The following is a 17,033-nucleotide window of genomic DNA, read 5'->3' on the forward strand; positions in this document are numbered from 1 at the left end:
GTCCAACGCACCGAACGCCACATTGGGTGCGTTGGACGCAACCAACGCCACATTGGGGCGCTTTAGGCGAGGGTGGGGAGTTCGGCGGCGACGTCGGCCGGGGAGGGCATGGCCGCGACTTCGGTGGCCAGGGCCTGGGCCGCGTCGCGGACCGCGGTGTCCGTGAGGAGGTGGCGGGCCTTGGTGGCGACGGCCTCGGCGGTGACTTCGGCGCCTAGGAGGCGGTCGCCGACGCCGGCCGCGAGGACCGCGTCCGCGTTGGTGAACTGGTCCGCTCCCTGCGGGAGGAGCAGCTGCGGGAGGGCCGCGCCGAACGCGCCGAGCGTCGTGCCGCTGCCGCCGTGGTGGACCACCAGGTCGACGTGCGGGAGCAGGGCCGCCTGCGGCACCCACGCCTCGAGCCGGACGTTCTCCGGGACCTCGCCCAGCGCGCCCTCGGGCAGCGACGGGCCGGTGGCGACCAGGACGTCGACGTCCAAACCGGACAGACCGGCGATCGCCTCGGTGAGCACGCCCGCGTGGCCCATCGCCGTGCCCAGCGTCAGGTAGACCAGCGGACGCCGCTTGTCCAGCACGCCCTTCGGCAGCTCGCCCGGCTCGCTCCAGCCGACCGGGCGCAGCGGTACCCGGCGGGTGCGGGCCAGGAAGTCCGCGTCCTGCACCGACTCCGGGCAGATGTCGACGAACGGGCCGCCGAACGCCAGGTCCTCGCCCATCTCGATACCCAGCTCGGTGGCGTGGACGCGGATCGCGTCGCGGATCTGCGTGGTCATCGGGTCGCCGGTCGACACGCGGCCGAAACCGTGCGCCACCACCGGGATCCCGGCCTTCAGCGCGGCGAACGTCCCGCCCGAATTGCCCGCTTCGCTGACCACCAGCTCGGGGCGGACGTGCTCGAACAACGGCAGCAGGTCGGCGAGGAACCGCTTCGGCATCAGCTCGCCGAACACCTTCGCGACGACCGGGAAGAGCACCTCCCGCGGGATGTCCCCCGGTGGGCCGGGCGGGCCCGCTTCGCCGAACACCTGGCCGAACGCCTGGCCGAAGGCGTCCTTGATGGCGAGCCCGGCGGCCGCCGTCTCGAGCCCGGCTTTCGTCAGTTGTGGCAGGAAGTCTTCCGAGGTGGCGAAGACGACGTCGTGGCCCGCCTCGCGCGCGGCGACCGCCAGCGGGACGAGCGGGAAGGTGTGGCCGAAGGACCCCAGTGAGGTGAAGAGTAAGCGCACCCACCCGACCATAGCCCGTAGGCTGTCGCGGTGACATCGGATTCCACCCTGCGTGACGCCGCTTCCCGCTGGATCGCCGCCGATCCGGACCCCGCCACCCGCGCCGAGCTCGAGGTCGTCCTGGCCCAGGCCGGAAGCGACCCCGAGGCCGCCGCGGACCTGGCCGACCGCCTGGCCGGTCCCCTCGAGTTCGGCACCGCCGGCCTGCGCGGCCCGGTGCGCGCCGGGCCCAACGGGATGAACGTCGCCGTCGTCACCCGGACGACGGCCGGGGTCGCGCAGTGGCTGACGGCACACGGGCACGCCGGCGCGCTGGTCGTCGTCGGCCGCGACGCGCGGCACGGCTCGGAAGCTTTCGCGACGGCCGCCGCCGAGGTGCTGACCGCGGCCGGCTTCGACGTCAAGGTGTTCCCCCGCCCGCTGCCGACGCCGGTGCTCGCGTTCGCCGTCGGCCGGCTCGGCGCGGTGGCCGGGATCCAGATCACCGCGTCGCACAACCCCCCGGCGGACAACGGGTACAAGCTTTACGACGCCACCGGCGGCCAGATCGTCCCGCCGTCGGACGGCGAGATCGAGCGCGCCATCGAGGCCGCGCCGTCCGCCGCCGACGTGCCGCGGGCCCCCGGCGCCGAGGTCGTCGACCTGCTGGACCGCTACCTCGACGAGGTCGCGACCCTGCCGCTGGGCCACGAGCGCGCGGTGCGGGTGGCCGCGACGGCGTTGCACGGCGTCGGCGCCGACACGCTGCGCGCGGCGTTCGAGCGGGCCGGGTTCACCGACCTGCACCTGGTCGAGGCCCAGGCCGCGCCGGACCCGGACTTCCCGACCGTGTCGTTCCCGAACCCGGAGGAGCCGGGCGCGACCGACCTGCTGCTGGCGCTGGCGTCCGATGTGGACGCCGACCTGGCGATCGCGCTCGACCCGGACGCCGACCGGTGCGCGCTCGGCGTCCGCGAGCGGACCGGCGAGTGGCGGATGCTGCGCGGCGACGAGACCGGCGTGCTGCTCGGCTCGTACGTACTGTCCACAGTGGATCGCACGGTGCTGCCGGACCCGCTGGTGGCGACCACGATCGTCTCGTCGTCGATGCTCGGCGAGATCGCGAAGGCCGAGGGGGCCCGGTACGCCGAGACGCTGACCGGCTTCAAGTGGCTGGTGCGGGCCGGCGAAGGGCTGGTGTTCGCCTACGAAGAGGCGCTCGGGCTGTGCGTGAACCCGGGTTTCGTGCGCGACAAGGACGGCATCGCCGCCGCGACGCTGGCCGCGGGGCTCGCCGCCCAGCTCAAGGCGCAGGGCCGCACGCCGCTGGACGTGCTCGACGAGCTGTCCCGGCGCCACGGCGTCCACCTGACCGACCAGGTTTCGCTGCGGGTCACCGATCTCGCCGTCCGCGAGCAGCTGATGGCGAAGGTGCGGGCCACGCCGCCGGCCCAGCTCGGCGGCGTCGAGGTCACCCTCGAAGACCTGCTGCCGGACGCCGATGTCGTGCGGCTGACCGGCGACGGTGTGCGCGTGGTCGTACGGCCGTCCGGGACCGAGCCGAAGCTGAAGGCGTACCTGCAGGTGGTGGCGGGCGAGCACGACGTGGCGCGGGAGCGGCTGACGGCGTTGCGGACCGACGTCGAGGAGCTGCTCGCCTGATGCCGAGGCTGCTGATCGTGCACCACACGCCGTCGCCGTCGATGCAGGCTTTGTTCGAGGCGGTCGTCGCGGGCGCGACGCACCCGGACATCGAAGGAGTGGAGGTGGTCCGTCGCGCGGCGCTGGCGGCCACCGCCACCGACGTCCTCGAAGCGGACGGCTACCTGCTGGGCACGCCGGCGAACCTCGGCAGCATGAGCGGCGCGTTGAAGCACTTTTTCGACACGATTTACTACCCGTGCCTGGACGAGACGCGAGGTCGCCCGTTCGGGTATTGGATTCACGGCAATAGCGACATTTCGGGCACCGAACGGCAACTGCTGGCCATCACGACGGGGTTGGCCTGGGCCAAAGCGGCGGAACCGGTCACCGCAACCGGTGATCCGGACCGGAAGACCCTGGAAGCGTGCACCGAATTGGGCGGCATGCTGGCCGCCGGCCTGATGGACTGAGGAAAATAAAGGGGCCTGTCACCGGAAGCCCTGGGGGTCGACCTCCGGCAACAGGCCGTGGCCAAGGGTTCGCCCGAGGGCGATCAACCTTGACCCCTGAAGCGTACTACAGACGGTGCGATCATGACGAGTCGAAGGCACGACAACCTCTCGCCTGAGCCGTTCCGTGCACCCCCAGGGCACGGAGAGCCAGGCGAGAGGCTTGCCAACTGTAAACCACTGCATACGATGGCTGTCAACATGTGCGTACAGTGGTTCTGCGGTTAGAATTTCCGCGGCTGGATTCCCAGGGGGTGGAGATGGCACGGGAACGCACCTTCGCGGAGCGCCTGAGCGCCCTGATCGAGGCGGCTCGGCTGGACGGGCGCGCACCGCACAGTTACCGGGAAATCTCCGCCGCCGTCGAGCGCGCGGGCGGCCCGGCGATGTCGCCCGCCTACCTGCAGCAGCTCGCCACCGGCAAGCGGGTCAACCCGAAGATCCACTACGTCGAGGCGCTGGCGAGGCTGTTCAGCGTGCCGGTGACGTACTTCTTCGACGAAGAGTCAGCCGCGCCGCCGGCGGGCGAGGCGCAGCTGATGGCGATGCGGGCCCAGGAGCTGTCGCCGCAGGGCCGCCGGCAGGTGATGGACCTGCTGGAGCTCGTCGAGCGCTACGAGCGGGCCGAACGCGAAGGCCGGAACCCGGAAGACCGGGGCCCGGGAAGCGCGCTGCGATGAAGGAACGCGAGCTGCGCCGCCGCTGCCGGAAGCTGCTCAAGGACCTGGACATCGGGCCGCCGCTGGACGTCGAGGTGCTGTGCGCGCGGCTGGGCGAGCGGCGCGGGAAACCGATCCGGCTGCTGGCGTACCCACTCGAAGTGCCGGGCCCGTTCGGCTGCTGGATCGCGACGTCGTCCGCGGACTACATCTTCTACCAGGCCGAAACCACGAAATCCCACCAGGACCACATCATCCTGCACGAGCTCGGGCACATGCTGGCCGACCACCACCCGCACGGCGACGCCGAGCCGGCGGACTTCCTGCGCGGCCCGGCCACCGATCTCGACCCGGATGCCGTACACCGCGCCCTGCGCCGCTCGTCCTACGATGACGCGCACGAGTGGGAAGCCGAGACCGTCGCGACCATCATCCTCGAGTGGGCGTCGGTCCTGAACTACACGATCCCGCGGCGCGCTGCGGACCGGGATCTCCGCCGGATCCAGGGGGCGCTCGGCGATCACCAAGGGTGGTTGTGAGCACACTTTTCAGCCCCGTGAACTTGATCGCGCTGGTGCTGTTCGCCGCTGCGCTCGCGTGGCGGATCTACCAGGTGACGCGCGCGCCGACCGTGCCGAACTGGGCCGTCACCGCGTGCGTGGCCGGGTTCGCGGCGGCGTTCCTTCTGCAGCAGCCGGAGCTCTCCGACGACGTCGACGCGCTGCTGGGCCGCGGTGCGGCGCGGGTGGCGAACAACGCGCTGCTGGCGTGCGGGATCTGCGCGCTGGTGATCTTCTTCCTCGGCTCGGCGCTGGGCCCCCGCCGATACCGCCGGGTGGTCGCCGAACTGGTCCCGCTGGCCGCGGCGATCGTGCTGATGATCGTCGCGATGGACCTGACGCGGCCGGAGCTGCGCGGCCTGCCGCTGGGGCCGTCGACGATCCACGACAGCGGTGTCGCGGTCTTCTACCTCGGCGCCGGGCTGTACCTGATCTACGGTCTCATCGCCTGCACGGCCTGGATCGTGCGGTATCTGCGGGTGGCCGACCGGGATCTGCGGATCGGGTTGCGGCTGGGCGCGATCGGCATGGCGAGCGCGGCCGTCGGCAGCGTCTTCCGCGCGCTGTACATCGTGGTGGCGTGGGTGTTCGGCCCGGTCGTCAAGGTCCTGCTGCTGCTCGGCGTGCCGTTCGTGGTGATCGGCGGGATGCTGTTCCTGGCCGGCGTCACCTACCCGGGGTTGCGGGCGCGGGTTTCGGCGTTGCGGCGCCGCCGCCAGCACCGGCGCGAACACGAGGCCCTGGCTCCGTTGTGGACAGTGCTGGTCGAGGCGTTCCCGAGCATCGTCCTGCGGACCCCGCCGCGCCGCGGCGACCGGCTCTCCCCGCGCGGCATCCACCGCGTGCACTACCGCCGGGTGATCGAGATCCGGGACGGCCTGGTGCAGCTGTCGCCGTACCTGGACGCGGACTTCGGCGAAGTCGTCGCGGCCGATCCCGGGGCCGCGGCGGCCGCGCTGAAGACGGCGCTGCGGCGGCACGCGGACGGCGAGGCCAGCGACGGCCGCGCCAAGCAGGTCCTGCCCGCCGGGGCCGACGACATCGAATCCGACGTCCGGCCGCTGCTCGCGCTGTCGGCCGCGATGACGAACGGGAAGTGACGTGGACACCCTGATCACCGCCGGCCGGGTGCTGCCGCGGCCCGCCACCCCGGTCGAAGACGGCGCGGTGCTAGTGCGCGACGGCGTGATCGTCGCGGCGGGCCCGCGCGCGGACGTCGTCCCGCAGGCCGCTCCCGACGCGGCCCGGCACGACTTCCCCACCGGGACCGCGCTCGCCGGGCTGTTCAACGTCCACGTGCACCTGGCGTTCGACGCCTCCCGCGAGATGCTGGCCCACTTCTCCGCGAGCGAAGACCTCCTGGACGGCGCGCGCTCGCGGCTGACGGCGATGCTGCGCAGCGGCGTCACGACCGTGCGGGACCTCGGGGACCGGGACCACCTCGGCGCGGCCGTCCGGCGTTCGTTCGACGGTTCTGCCGCGCCGCGGCTGCTGGTGTCGGGACCGCCGATCACCGTGCCGGGCGGGCACTGCCACTTTTTCGGCGGCGAAACGGCTTCCGACAGCGAAATCCGCGCCCTGATCGACGCGAACGCGGCGGCGGGCGCGGACGTGATCAAGGTGATGGCCAGCGGCGGCCAGATCACCGAAGGCGGCGATGACATGTGGGAGTCGCAGTTCGACGCCCGTCAGCTGCGCGTGGTCACCGAACACGCCGCGTCGCACGGATTGCCGGTCGCCGCGCACGCCCACGGCGCCGACGCGATCGAGGCCGCCGTCGACGCCGGGGTCTCGACGGTCGAGCACTGCAGCTTCATGACCGGGCCGCGCTCGTTCGACCGGCGCGCACCCGTGGCGAAGCGGATGGCCGCCGAAGGCATCTCGGCGTGCTCGACGAGCAGCCGCAACTGGCGGACGATCGTCGAGCGGCTCGGCGACGAGCTCGGGCAGGCGATGTACGGCCGGCTGCCGTGGCTCGAGGAGCAGGGCGTCCGCCTGCTCGCCGGAACGGACGCGGGCCTGGCCGGCTCGGTGTTCGACGACCCGGCCGGCGCGCTCGAGCTGTACGAGTGGCTGGGCTTTTCCCGGCGCCGGATCCTGGAGATCGCGACCGAGGACAGCGCGGCCGGCCTGGGCCTCGGCGGCTTGACCGGCCGCCTCGAGCCCGGGCTGGCGGCGGACGTCCTGGTCGTCGAAGGCAACCCGCTCGCGTCGCTGGCCGCGCTCCGCAACCCTGTGCTGGTGCTGGCCCAGGGCCGCATCGCCTAGTTCCCCGATCGGGGAATGCCCAGTTTGGTGACAGCGTTTTAAAACAGTGTTACTGTTGCGCTACCCCACCTCGAAGGAGCTCCCCGATGCACGGACCGACCCAGCTGTTCACGGTGATCGCGCTGGTCTCCCTGCCGACCGTGATGTACGGCGGCTACGCGCTGATGGGCGTCCTGCGCGACCGCAAGCTGACCGAGCACCAGCGCGCGATGTTCCGGGCCGGCCACGCGCACGCCGGCGTCCTGCTGGTCCTCGCCCTGGTCGCGCTGCAGATCCTGAGCCGCACGACGCTGTCCGACCCGGCGTTGTGGATCACGTGCTTCCTGCTGCTGCTCGGCATCCTCGCCCAATCGGGTGGATTCTTCCTCCACCTGCTGCCGAACCGGGGCAAGCTCGGCGGGCGCGTGACGTCCGCGGGCGCGGTGCTCCTGGCCGCGGCCGTGCTGCTCACCGCATACGGGGTCGCTTTCGCCTGAGTGCCGGTCGTTAAGCTGGTGACGTGCCTGAATACCTGCCGACCGCGCCCTACAAGGGGACCCGGGACTTCCTGCCCGCCGAAATGTCCGTGCGTACCCAGGTGTTCGGTCATCTCTACGACGTCCTCGAGCGCCGCGGTTTCCTCCGCTACGACGGCCCGATCCTCGAGTCGGCCGAGATCTACGAGCGGAAGTCCGGGCAGGAGCTCGCGGACAAGCAGCTGTACACCCTGACCGACAAGGGCGGGCGGCGGCTGGCGCTGCGGCCGGAGATGACGCCGTCGGTGGCGCGGATGATCGCCGGGAGCGCGAAGTCGCTGTCGTTCCCGGTCCGTTGGTACAGCCACCCGAACTGCCACCGGTACGAAGCGCCGCAGCGCGGCCGCGTGCGTGAGCACTGGCAGATCAACGCGGACATCTTCGGCTCGGACAGCGCCAACTGCGAGATCGAAATCTTCGAGCTGGTGCACGACATGATGGCCGCGCTGGGCGCGACGCCGGACATGTTCGTGCTGCGCGTCAACGACCGGAACCTGCTGACGTCGGCGCTCACCGACGTCGCCGGGGTGTCGGCGGACCACCTGAGCCAGGTGTTCGCGCTCGTCGACCGCTGGGAGAAGTACCCGCGCGAGAAGCTGGCCGAGAGCGCCGGCGAGATCGGGCTCTCGGACAAGCAGTTCGAGAAGCTGGCGGAGACGCTCGACGCGGGCGAGGCGCTGCTGGACGAGCTGCCGGCGGAGGTGCTGGAGCAGTCGAACCTGGTGCGCGTGCTGCGCAGCGGGGCCGGTTCGCTGGTCAAGTACGAGCCGATGATCGTGCGCGGGCTGGCGTACTACACGTCGACCGTGTTCGAGGTCTTCGACACTTCGCCGGAGAACCGCCGCGCCCTCTTCGGCGGCGGCCGCTACAGCGACCTGGCGTCGATGTTCACCCCGCAGCAGATCCCGGGCATCGGGTTCGGCATGGGCGACGTCACGCTGATCGACTTCCTCGACACGCACGGCCTGACCCCGGCCCCGCGCAGCGAGGTCGACGTCATGGTGATCCCGGTGACCGAGGACCTCTCGGACGCGGCCCGCTCGGTGGCGGCGTCCCTGCGCGGCGCCGGCCTGCGGACGTCGACGCCGATCGAGCACCGCAAGCTGGGCAAGGAGCTGACCCGCGCGGACAAGGCGGGTGCGGCCGCGGTGGTGATCGTCGGCCAGGAGGACTGGGCGGCGGGGAACGTGACGGTCCGCAGCCTGGCGACGCGGGAGCAGAACCCGGTCGCGGTCGCCGACGCCCCGGCGGCGGTGCGCGCGCTGCTGGCGTAAATCGGTTCGCCTCCCCTCCGGGGCCCGGGGCATCCTGGGCGCCGGGAGGGGAGACCGATGATCAGCTACCGGGATGTGCGGCAGTGGAGCACGGATCCCGAGGCACTGCCGCTGCTCCTGGTCCGGTGCGTCGACTGGGTGCGGCCGGTCCGGGAACTCGCCCGGCCGGCCGCTCTGTCCAAACTGGACGAACCGGCCTTCCGGGCGATGCTGCCGCTGATCGGCGTGCTGCGGCGGCGGGCCGTCGACGACTGGATGACCACGCTCTTCCGGCGGGCGCTGACCCCGCGGCTGGTCGACGACGCGCTGGCGCTCGAGGACCGGGAGACCCGCCGGTGGGTCCACGCGGAGGCGACCGGGTTGCTGCCGAGCTCGCGGCTGCTCGGCATCGCTGTGTCCGACGCCGACTTCGTGGTCCGGGGGATCTGCGGCAACGCACTGCTCGACCGCGGCGAGTGCGTCTCGGATCTGCTGGTTTCGGGGGTGCCGAAGGTCCGGATGCGGGCGTTGACGTTGTTGGGTCCCGATGCCGCCGTCGCCCACCTGGCGGACCGGTCGTCGGCGGTCCGGTCGATGGCGCAGGCGTTGGTCCTGAAGGCGGGCGGCGACCCGGCGGCGCACTACCGCGCGCTGCCGGTGTCGTTCGGCGTGCTCGCGGGGCTCGGCGAGACGGGTGTGGCCGCCGACGCTGCGCTGCTCGAACGTCACCTCGCCGACGAGCGTCCCAGGTTCCGCCGGGCGGCCGTCCGCGGCCTGCGCCGGATCGCGCCTGGGTCGGCGGTGCGTCCGCTGCTGACGGACCCGTCGCCGTCGGTGACCCGCGAGGTGGTGGCGTTCCTGCGCGGCAAGCCCGCCCTGGTCGACGTCCCCACGCTGCAGGACCTCCTGGCCCCCGCCCGGCCGGTCCACACGCGACGGGTGGCCGCGGCCCTCCTCCGCGACCGCGACACCTGGCGGCGCCTGCACACGGACCTCACCCTGCTGGCCGACCCGGACCTGGCCGCCGACGCCCACCAGGACCTCCACGCCTGCCGTCAGCACATGGCGGGCATCTATACGACCCCGCCGCCCGGGCTACGCGCGGAAATCGAGGCCGTATGCGACCACCTCGACCCGGCCCTGGCCCGCCAAATCCGCTTCGCCCTCCCGAAACCCGCGTGATCAGACCCGCAACTCGCGTGACTGGAGCCGGAACTCGCGTGATCGAAGCCGGAACTCTTCAATCACGCGAGTTCCGGCTTCGATCACGTGGGATACGGGTCTGATCACGCGAGTTCCGGGGCTGGTCACGAGGGGTCGGCGCGGAGGAGGCGGAGGGTGAACGTGGCTCCGGCGCCGGGGCGGGCGGCGGCCGCGATGGTGCCTCCGTGGCCCGTCACCACTTCGCGGACCAAGGCCAGGCCGAGGCCGAAGCGGCGGCCGTCGCCGTCGGAGCCTCGGGCGAAGCGCTCGAAGATGCGGTCCGCGTCGGCGGCCGGGAAGCCTACGCCCGTGTCGCGGACGCGTAGCTCCACGTGCCGCTCGTCGGGGACGCCGAGCCAGACCTCGATCGAGCCGCCCGGTGGGGTGTGGCCGAGCGCGTTGTCCAGCAACGCCGACAGCACGCGACGCAACGCCGTCGGCACGCCCTGGACGACGTACGGCCGCCGCTCACGCTTCACCGCCAGTTGGACCTGACCCTCCGACGCGCGCACTGCCTCCGCCGCCACCGCCTCCTCGGCCAGCACGCCCAGCTCGACCAGTTCCAGCGACGGCCGTTCGCCGCACGCCTGCGCCGACAACAGCAGGTCCTCGACGACTTCGCCGAGTTCCCGCGTGCCGCGGACCAGCTGGTCGAGGTCCACCGCGTCGCGGCCGGACGAGCGCCGGGCGAGCAGCTGCGCGCGCGTGTGCAGCCGGGTCAGCGGCGCCCGGAGCTCGTGGGACGCGTCCGCGACGAACGTCCGTTGCCGCCGCAACGCGTCCTCCAGCGGCCGGATCGCCCGGCGGGCCAGCACGCGCCCGCACCCCAGGGCCGCCAGCAGCGCGAGCCCCTCGGCGACGAAGAGCCCGAACACCAGCGACGCCCGGTCCTGGATCTGGTACCGCTCCTCGAAGAACGCCTGGGAGACGACGCCGCCGCGGTTCTCCGCGCGGAGCGTGTAAGTCATCTCGCCGATCGCGCGCCGTTCGGTGTGGACGTCACCCGGCGATGGCACCATCGCGGCCAGCGAGGGCAACGGCATCCCCGCCGGCGGCGGGCCCGCGGGCGCGTGCGCGCTCGGGGTGAACAGCCAGACGCAGCCGGGCGGGGTCGTGCCGGGGCCGAGCTGGATGGTCCTGGCCAGCAGGCGGTCGGCGTCGGCGTGCTGGCTCGAGAGCAGGATCCCGTACGCGATCGCGCCCGCGACGGCCACGAGGAGCGACACCACCACGGCGATCTGCGCGGTGATCGCCCACCGCGCCCGCCGCAGGGCCCGCGCCTCGGGTTCCGGGCTCATACCACGCCGATCTGGTACCCCAGGCCGTGCACGGTCCGCACGGCGTCCCGGCCGAGCTTGCGCCGCAGGTAGTACACGTATGTGTCCACAATGGACTCACCGGTCGAGTCGGCGAACACGCGCGTGCGCAACGCCGCCCGCGGGTGGATCGCCTTGGGCCGCTGGGCCAGCGTCCGCAGCAGTTCGAACTCCCGCCCGGAGAGCGTGATCCGCTCCCCGCGCGGCAGCACGACCTCGTGGCGCTGCAGGTCCAGCGCCGCCGTGCCGAGCGGCAGGCACTCGGCGCCGTCGAGGTCTCGGCGCCCCAGCGCGCGCAGCCGCGCGAGCAGCTCCTCGGCCTCGAACGGCTTGACGAGGTAGTCGTCCGCGCCGGCGTCGAGGCCCGCCACGCGGTCGGCCACCTCCCCCAGCGCGGAGAGCACCAGCACCCGCGTGGTCACCGCGCGGGCCCGCAGCCGCCGCAGCAGCTCCAGCCCGTCGAGCACCGGGAGCCGGCGGTCGATGACCATCACGTCGTACCGCCCGGTGAGCCCGAGGTGCAGACCTCGCTGGCCGTCGTGGGCCGCCTCGGTCTCGTAGCCCTCGTCGGCGAGCAGCTCCCCCAGCATGCCCGCCAGCTCCCGGTCGTCCTCGACCACCAGCACCTTCGGCTTCGCCACCCCGTCGCGCACCGATCCATCTTGACAGTTATTTCCGAACTTGAAGAATCAACTTTTCCCGGTGATCGGCACGGGTTCGGCCGTCAGGAGTACCTCGGTGCTCCCCTTGCGGGCATCGCGCCGGTCGAGCCAGGCCAGCACCGGCGCGGTCATGATCGTGGTGACCAGGGCGACGAGCACCAGCACCGTGAACAACGCCGGCGAGACGATCCCCGCGGCGAGCCCGACGTTGAGCGCGATCAACTGCATCAGCCCGCGCGCGTTGACGAGCACGCCGACGCGCGTGGCGATCGCCGGCGGCTCCCCCGCCAGCCGGGCCGCGCCCCAGGACGCGCCCAGCTTGCCGATGATCGCGACCGCCACGCACAGCACCGCGAAGGCGAGCAGCTTCGGGTCGGCGAGCAGCGCGAACCGCGTGTTCAGGCCGGAGTAGGTGAAGAACAGCGGCAGGAACACGATCCGGCCGATCGGCATGATCTTCGCGAGCACGGCGTCGGCGGCGGGTGTCCGGGGGAACGCGATCCCGACGCAGAACGCGCCGAACACCGCGTAGAGGCCGATCATGTCGGTGAACCAGGCGGCGGCGAACAACGTCATCGCGGTGACGAGCACCCGCTGGTCGACCCCCATGCGCTCGCTCTTCATCACCTTCGCCAGCAACCGCCGGCCGACGATGAACACCAGCCCGGCGAAGAGCACCCCGCCGCCCAGCGCGAGCGCCACCGGCCCGGCCGACCCGGCGTGCATGCCCAGGACGACCGCCAGCAGCAGCCACGCCAGCACGTCGTCCAGCGCGCCGCAGGCCAGGGCCAGCGAGCCGAACTTCGTGGCGGCGATGCCGCGTTCGGTGATGATCCGCGCCAGCATCGGGAACGCCGTGATCGCCAGCGCCACGCCGACGAACGCCGCCGACGTCACCGGGGAGACCCCTTCCTTGCCGATGCCGACCCACGTCGTGCCGACCACCGCGACGCCGACGCCGAGCGCCAGCGGCACCAGCGTCCCGGCCGCGGAGATGGCCGCGACCGACTTCCGCGAGTCCCGGATGCTGCCCACGTTGAACTCGTAGCCGGCGCCGAACATGTAGATGACCAGGCCGATCTGGCCGCCGACGTAGAGCAGCGGGCGGATGCCGTCCGGGAACAGCGCCTCCTGCACGTCCGGCAGCAGCAACCCGAGCAGCGACGGCCCCAGCAGCACCCCGGAGATCATCTCCCCGACCACCGGCGGCTGGCCGAGCTTGACCGCGACCAGGCAGACCAGCCGGACCACCACGAGGATCGCCACGACGGCGAGGAAGAAGACCGGTGCCGCTTCGGACGGGCTCATCGGTTGCCTCCGGCGAAGTAGGTCGAGCACAGGGCTTGATGACGGGCGTCGAGGACCATGTAGGTGCCGAACACGAGCTGGGCGAAGCTGCGCCAGACGTCTTCCCAGCGGTCGCGGACCCCGAGCCACACGAGGGCCGCGCGCCGCGGGCGGGCGCCTCGGGGGGTGAGCAGGGCCGGGCCGCGGTTGGGGATCGAGCGCGTGTGCGCGGCCGTCGAGGCGAGGCTGAAGCGGCGCAGCACTTCCTGCGTCACGACCCGCATGGTCGGCGGCGCGAGGCCGCGGGCCGGGCAGGCGCGGTTCTGCGCGACGCCGAACGGGATGAAGTCCTCCTTGGCGGCCTGCTCGGCGAAGTCCGGGTAGCTGAAGCACAGCACCGTCCCGGCCGGGATGGTGAGGTCGTCCAGCTCGATGTCCGCGGTGGAGATCCGGTGCGCGATGCCGAACAGCGGGTACGCGCGCAGGCCGTCGTCGATGACGGCGTCGATGTCCTCCGGGTGCTCGGCGAGCCGCCGCTGGGTGTCCGGGGACCGGGCGATGATCATCAGCAGATGCGCCATCGCTTCGGACATCTGCACGACGGCCGTGTTGAAGAACGTGCCCTGCAGGTAGTACACCTGCTCTTCCGGCGTCAGGGACGGCGGCAGCGGGTGCGGGACGTCGCCGAGGCGCCGCCGCAGGTACTCCGTCAGCCGGGCCCGGCGCCGCATGTTCCGCGGGCGCACGCACTTCAGCGCCGAGACCACGTCGTCGGCGTGCCCGACGATCAGGTCCCGCGCCTCCGGCGGGCACGGCTCCTCGAACACCAGCTCGTGGTACAGCTCGGCCCAGATCGGCATCATCGCGTCGCGCAGCCGGACCAGGCCCGGCTCGAGGTCGTCGAGCACGTGCGCGGCGACCCGCCGGGCCAGCTCCTCGGAGTCCTTTTTGGACCGGACGAGGATGTGCCGGGTGCACTTGGCGACCTCGTCGTAGCGCGGGCCGGCCTCGAGGTGTTCCTGGTGCACCTGCGGGCCGGGCGCGAGCCAGTACCAGAACAGGTCCGACAGCGCGGCGCCGCGGCTGCGGCCGTTCGCGGCGGGGTCGGCGTAGACGCGCTTGAAGTCGCCGACGCCGACCTGCGGGCCCGGGATCGTCACCGCGTCCTGGCCGTTGACCAGCGCGAAGATCTTCATCCGCAGCGCCACGACCCGCCGCGGCAGCCAGGCCGGCGCGGACAGGACCGCCACGACGGCGGCCGCCTTGCCGATCACCGCCGCACCTGGTCGGGGGTGAGGTCGGCCGGGTGCCGCCCGCCGCACAGCGCCAGGGCCTGGTCGAAGTCGGCCCGCAGCATCTCCAGCACCTCGGAGACGCCTTCGCGGCCGCCCGCGGCCAGCCCCCACACGACCGGGCGGCCGACGCCGACCGCGTCCGCGCCGAGGGCGAGCGCCTTGACGACGTCGGTGCCGCGGCGGATCCCGCCGTCGAGCAGGACCGGCAGCGCACCCCCGACGGCCGCGGCGATCTCGGGGAGCACGTCGATGGTGGCGGGCACGGTGTCGAGCTGGCGGCCGCCGTGGTTGGACACGACGAGGCCGGCGACGCCGTGGTGCACGGCGAGCCGCGCGTCCTCGGCGTGGAGGACGCCCTTGATCAGCACGGGCAGCTTGGTCTTCGACCGCAGCCACGCGATGTGGTCCCAGTTCAGCCCGGCCGACATGACGATCTCGCGGACGTGGCTGGTGTTTCCGCCGCTGCGGTTTTCGCCGATGTTGCGGAGGTTCTCGACGAACAGGCCGGCCGGCAGGTCGTGGAAGGCGTTGCGGTCGTCGCGTTCGCGGCGGCCGAGCACGGGCGAGTCGACGGTGACGACGAACGCCTTCACCCCCGCGGCTTCGGCGCGCCGCACGATCGCCTCGGTGAACTCCAGGTCCGGCTGCAGGTAGAGCTGGAACCACAGGCCCGGGTCCGGCGCGACCTCCCGGGCGGCCGCGGCGACGTCCTCGATGGCCGTGGTCGAGGCCATGCTGACGATCATGATCGTGCCCGCCCGCGCCGCGGCCCGCGCGGTGGCGAGCTCGCCGTCGGGGTGCGCGAGCCGGTGGAACGCCGTGGGCGCGACGAGGATCGGCATCGAGGACGGCGTCCCGAGCAGCTCGATGCTCAGGTCCCGTTTGTCGCTGCCGCGCAGCACCCGGGGGACCAGGCGCAGGCGCCGGTACGCTTCTTCGTTCTCGCGCAGGGTGATCTCGTCCTGCGCGCCGCCCGCGAAGTAGTCGTAGTGCGCCGGGTCGAGACGCTCGCGGGCCGCCGCCTCCAACTCCGCGACCGTGCGCATCAGAGCTCCCGCGTGAAGAAGGCGGTCAGCGGCTCGACGTGCACCTCTTTGTCCCACTCGTTCTCGAGGTTCTCGGTGACGTGGTGGGTGGCGACCAGCTCGCCGCGGCGGTAGTGCCGGACGATCGGGTGCAGGTAGTGCCCTTCGCCGTGGTCGTTGGCCTTGTCCTGGGCGGCGCGGGCGACGAAGTCGAACGGGTCGACCTTGTCGTGGTCCGGGCCGTAGTCGAGGGTGACGACGTAGGCGTCGGCCGGCGGGTTCTCGAGGACCCGGTCGACCGGCACCTCTTCGAGGTAGCGGGCGGTGTCGCCGTCCACGACCACGACGTCGCCGAGGAAGCCGAACTGCTGGTACAGCGCGGAAGTCCGGTTGATCCGGGTGATCACGGCCTCGGTCAGGGCGTCCGGTTTGGCGGGCAGTTCGGTGTGCGGCCACGGGACGTCGTGGTAGCGCTCGTTCAGCACCTTGGCCAGCGCGCGGACGCCGTAGCGGAAGCCGTGGATGAAGGCGCTGGTGGCCTTCTTGAAGTCGCGGACCTGGGTGATCGTGCCGGCGAAGTGGAGGCCGGGCACGTTGACCGACTCCCAGTTCGCGGTCTGTGCGGGGAACCGGTCGTCGATCGTGAGTTCCGGGCGGCAGTCCTCGTCGAAGAGCGAGGCGTCGAACCGGAAGCCCGTGCAGCCGATCACGCGGTCGTAGCGGATTTCCTTGACGACCTCGTCGGCGCGGGCGAAGGCGAACTTGACGTGGTAGCCGTCGGCGTCCTTGCGGACTTCGCGGACGTCGCCGTCGAGGATCGCGTGCTGCAGCTTGAGCTGGTACATGTCGAGAATGCCCGCGTTGTAGGCGCGGAGGTGGCCGACGAAGTGCGTGCGCCAGGCCAGCTTCACCGGCCGCGGCCCGCCGACGTGCACGACGGCGGCGGTTTCGATGAGGTTGTCCGCGGTCTCGAAGGCGGAGTTCCCCTTGCCGAGCACCAGGACGCGCTGGTCGGTGAAGTTCGCCGGGTCGACGTCGACGTCCACGTACTGGTCGATCAGCTCGACGCCGGGGAACTGCGGGATGTACGGCTTGGTGACGCCGGTGGCCATGATCAGCCGGTGGGCCCGGAATTCGGTTTCCCCGGCGGTGAGGACGAAAATTCCGCCTTCGCGGCGGATGCGCGTCACCCGGGTGTCGTAACGGATGTTCAACTGGTACTTCGCCGCGTAATCGGCGACGTAGCGCAGGAAGTCCGGTGCGTCCGGGAAAAGCTTTTCGCTGTAGTCGGTGAAGAGGACGGGGTCGTCGTCGCCGTCGGCGAGGATCGAGTTCCAGTCCATCCGCATGCGCAGCTCCGGGTCGCTGTACCCGGTGTGCTTCTTGTTGATGGAGATGAGGGTCCGGTGCCGCGGGAAGGTCTCGAAGAAGTGCCCGGGCGCGGACCCGGCCTCCAGCACGAGGTACCGGTGCCCGGCGTGGCCGAGGTGCTGCGCCAGCTGCAACCCGGCCGGCCCGGCCCCGACGACCAGATAATCGAGCACTTCCTCCGCCACAACGACCTCCTGGGGCTCGGCACCGATCGCATGATCGGCGCCGAGCCTGCTCCGGAGATCTCAGAAAAGCCTCAGA

16 protein-coding genes are annotated in these 17,033 nt (G+C 72.0%); 9 read left to right on the forward strand and 7 right to left on the reverse strand.

Going from position 1 to position 17,033, the window contains the following annotated elements:
• Nucleotides 1-62: 62 nt before the first annotated feature.
• Nucleotides 63-1,226, reverse strand: coding sequence for a glycosyltransferase (locus ACWEVN_RS23400; RefSeq protein ID WP_452052669.1), 1,164 nt, complete (start codon nucleotides 1,224-1,226; stop codon nucleotides 63-65).
• Nucleotides 1,227-1,256: 30 nt separating this feature from the next.
• Between ACWEVN_RS23400 and ACWEVN_RS23405 the strand changes: the two genes are divergently transcribed.
• From ACWEVN_RS23405 to ACWEVN_RS23445, 9 genes are all read left to right on the forward strand, one after another.
• Entirely contained in the window at nucleotides 1,257-2,867 is a 1,611-nt protein-coding gene (locus ACWEVN_RS23405) for a phospho-sugar mutase (RefSeq protein WP_452052670.1), read from the forward strand.
• The gene (locus ACWEVN_RS23410) at nucleotides 2,867-3,319 is read left to right on the forward strand and encodes a flavodoxin family protein (protein WP_452052671.1); all 453 of its coding nucleotides are present in this window, start codon (nucleotides 2,867-2,869) and stop codon (nucleotides 3,317-3,319) included. The genes ACWEVN_RS23405 and ACWEVN_RS23410 overlap by 1 nt, the downstream gene beginning before the upstream one ends.
• Before the next feature lie 299 nt (nucleotides 3,320-3,618).
• The gene (locus ACWEVN_RS23415) at nucleotides 3,619-4,038 is read left to right on the forward strand and encodes an XRE family transcriptional regulator (RefSeq protein WP_452052672.1); all 420 of its coding nucleotides are present in this window, start codon (nucleotides 3,619-3,621) and stop codon (nucleotides 4,036-4,038) included.
• Entirely contained in the window at nucleotides 4,035-4,556 is a 522-nt protein-coding gene (locus ACWEVN_RS23420; protein WP_310971060.1) for a hypothetical protein, read from the forward strand. The genes ACWEVN_RS23415 and ACWEVN_RS23420 overlap by 4 nt, the downstream gene beginning before the upstream one ends.
• A complete protein-coding gene (locus ACWEVN_RS23425) occupies nucleotides 4,553-5,677 on the forward strand; it encodes an MAB_1171c family putative transporter (protein WP_452052673.1) in 1,125 nt (374 codons plus the stop codon). The genes ACWEVN_RS23420 and ACWEVN_RS23425 overlap by 4 nt, the downstream gene beginning before the upstream one ends.
• A gap of 1 nt (nucleotide 5,678) precedes the next feature.
• Nucleotides 5,679-6,845: an amidohydrolase family protein gene (locus ACWEVN_RS23430; protein ID WP_452052674.1), complete on the forward strand. Its 1,167-nt coding sequence runs from the start codon at nucleotides 5,679-5,681 to the stop codon at nucleotides 6,843-6,845.
• Nucleotides 6,846-6,931: 86 nt separating this feature from the next.
• On the forward strand, nucleotides 6,932-7,321 hold the full coding sequence (locus ACWEVN_RS23435) for a hypothetical protein (protein WP_452052675.1): 390 nt from the start codon (nucleotides 6,932-6,934) through the stop codon (nucleotides 7,319-7,321).
• 23 nt (nucleotides 7,322-7,344) lie between these two features.
• On the forward strand, nucleotides 7,345-8,634 hold the full coding sequence (hisS, locus tag ACWEVN_RS23440) for a histidine--tRNA ligase (protein ID WP_449687014.1): 1,290 nt from the start codon (nucleotides 7,345-7,347) through the stop codon (nucleotides 8,632-8,634).
• Nucleotides 8,635-8,691: 57 nt separating this feature from the next.
• On the forward strand, nucleotides 8,692-9,795 hold the full coding sequence (locus ACWEVN_RS23445; protein ID WP_452052676.1) for a HEAT repeat domain-containing protein: 1,104 nt from the start codon (nucleotides 8,692-8,694) through the stop codon (nucleotides 9,793-9,795).
• Between the two features lie 125 nt (nucleotides 9,796-9,920).
• On the opposite strand, the gene ACWEVN_RS23450 is transcribed toward ACWEVN_RS23445, so the two are convergent.
• The 6 genes from ACWEVN_RS23450 to ACWEVN_RS23475 form a co-directional block, all read right to left on the reverse strand.
• On the reverse strand, nucleotides 9,921-11,114 hold the full coding sequence (locus tag ACWEVN_RS23450; protein ID WP_452052677.1) for a sensor histidine kinase: 1,194 nt from the start codon (nucleotides 11,112-11,114) through the stop codon (nucleotides 9,921-9,923).
• Nucleotides 11,111-11,758 carry a response regulator transcription factor gene (locus ACWEVN_RS23455; protein ID WP_310971368.1) on the reverse strand — a complete coding sequence of 216 codons (648 nt, stop codon included), beginning with the start codon at nucleotides 11,756-11,758 and terminating at the stop codon, nucleotides 11,111-11,113. The genes ACWEVN_RS23450 and ACWEVN_RS23455 overlap by 4 nt, the downstream gene beginning before the upstream one ends.
• Nucleotides 11,759-11,821: 63 nt before the next feature.
• Nucleotides 11,822-13,102 (reverse strand): cation:proton antiporter, encoded by a 1,281-nt coding sequence (locus tag ACWEVN_RS23460; RefSeq protein WP_452052678.1) that lies wholly within the window; start codon nucleotides 13,100-13,102, stop codon nucleotides 11,822-11,824.
• Nucleotides 13,099-14,355, reverse strand: a complete 1,257-nt coding sequence (locus ACWEVN_RS23465) for a cytochrome P450 (protein ID WP_452052679.1) — start codon at nucleotides 14,353-14,355, stop codon at nucleotides 13,099-13,101. The genes ACWEVN_RS23460 and ACWEVN_RS23465 overlap by 4 nt, the downstream gene beginning before the upstream one ends.
• Nucleotides 14,352-15,422 carry an alpha-hydroxy acid oxidase gene (locus ACWEVN_RS23470; protein ID WP_449687019.1) on the reverse strand — a complete coding sequence of 357 codons (1,071 nt, stop codon included), beginning with the start codon at nucleotides 15,420-15,422 and terminating at the stop codon, nucleotides 14,352-14,354. Before ACWEVN_RS23470 ends, ACWEVN_RS23465 begins: the two co-directional genes overlap by 4 nt.
• The gene (locus ACWEVN_RS23475) at nucleotides 15,422-16,957 is read right to left on the reverse strand and encodes an NAD(P)-binding domain-containing protein (protein WP_452052680.1); all 1,536 of its coding nucleotides are present in this window, start codon (nucleotides 16,955-16,957) and stop codon (nucleotides 15,422-15,424) included. The genes ACWEVN_RS23470 and ACWEVN_RS23475 overlap by 1 nt, the downstream gene beginning before the upstream one ends.
• Between the last annotated feature and the right edge of the window lie 76 nt (nucleotides 16,958-17,033).

Source organism: Amycolatopsis sp. NPDC003861 (genome assembly GCF_053605405.1).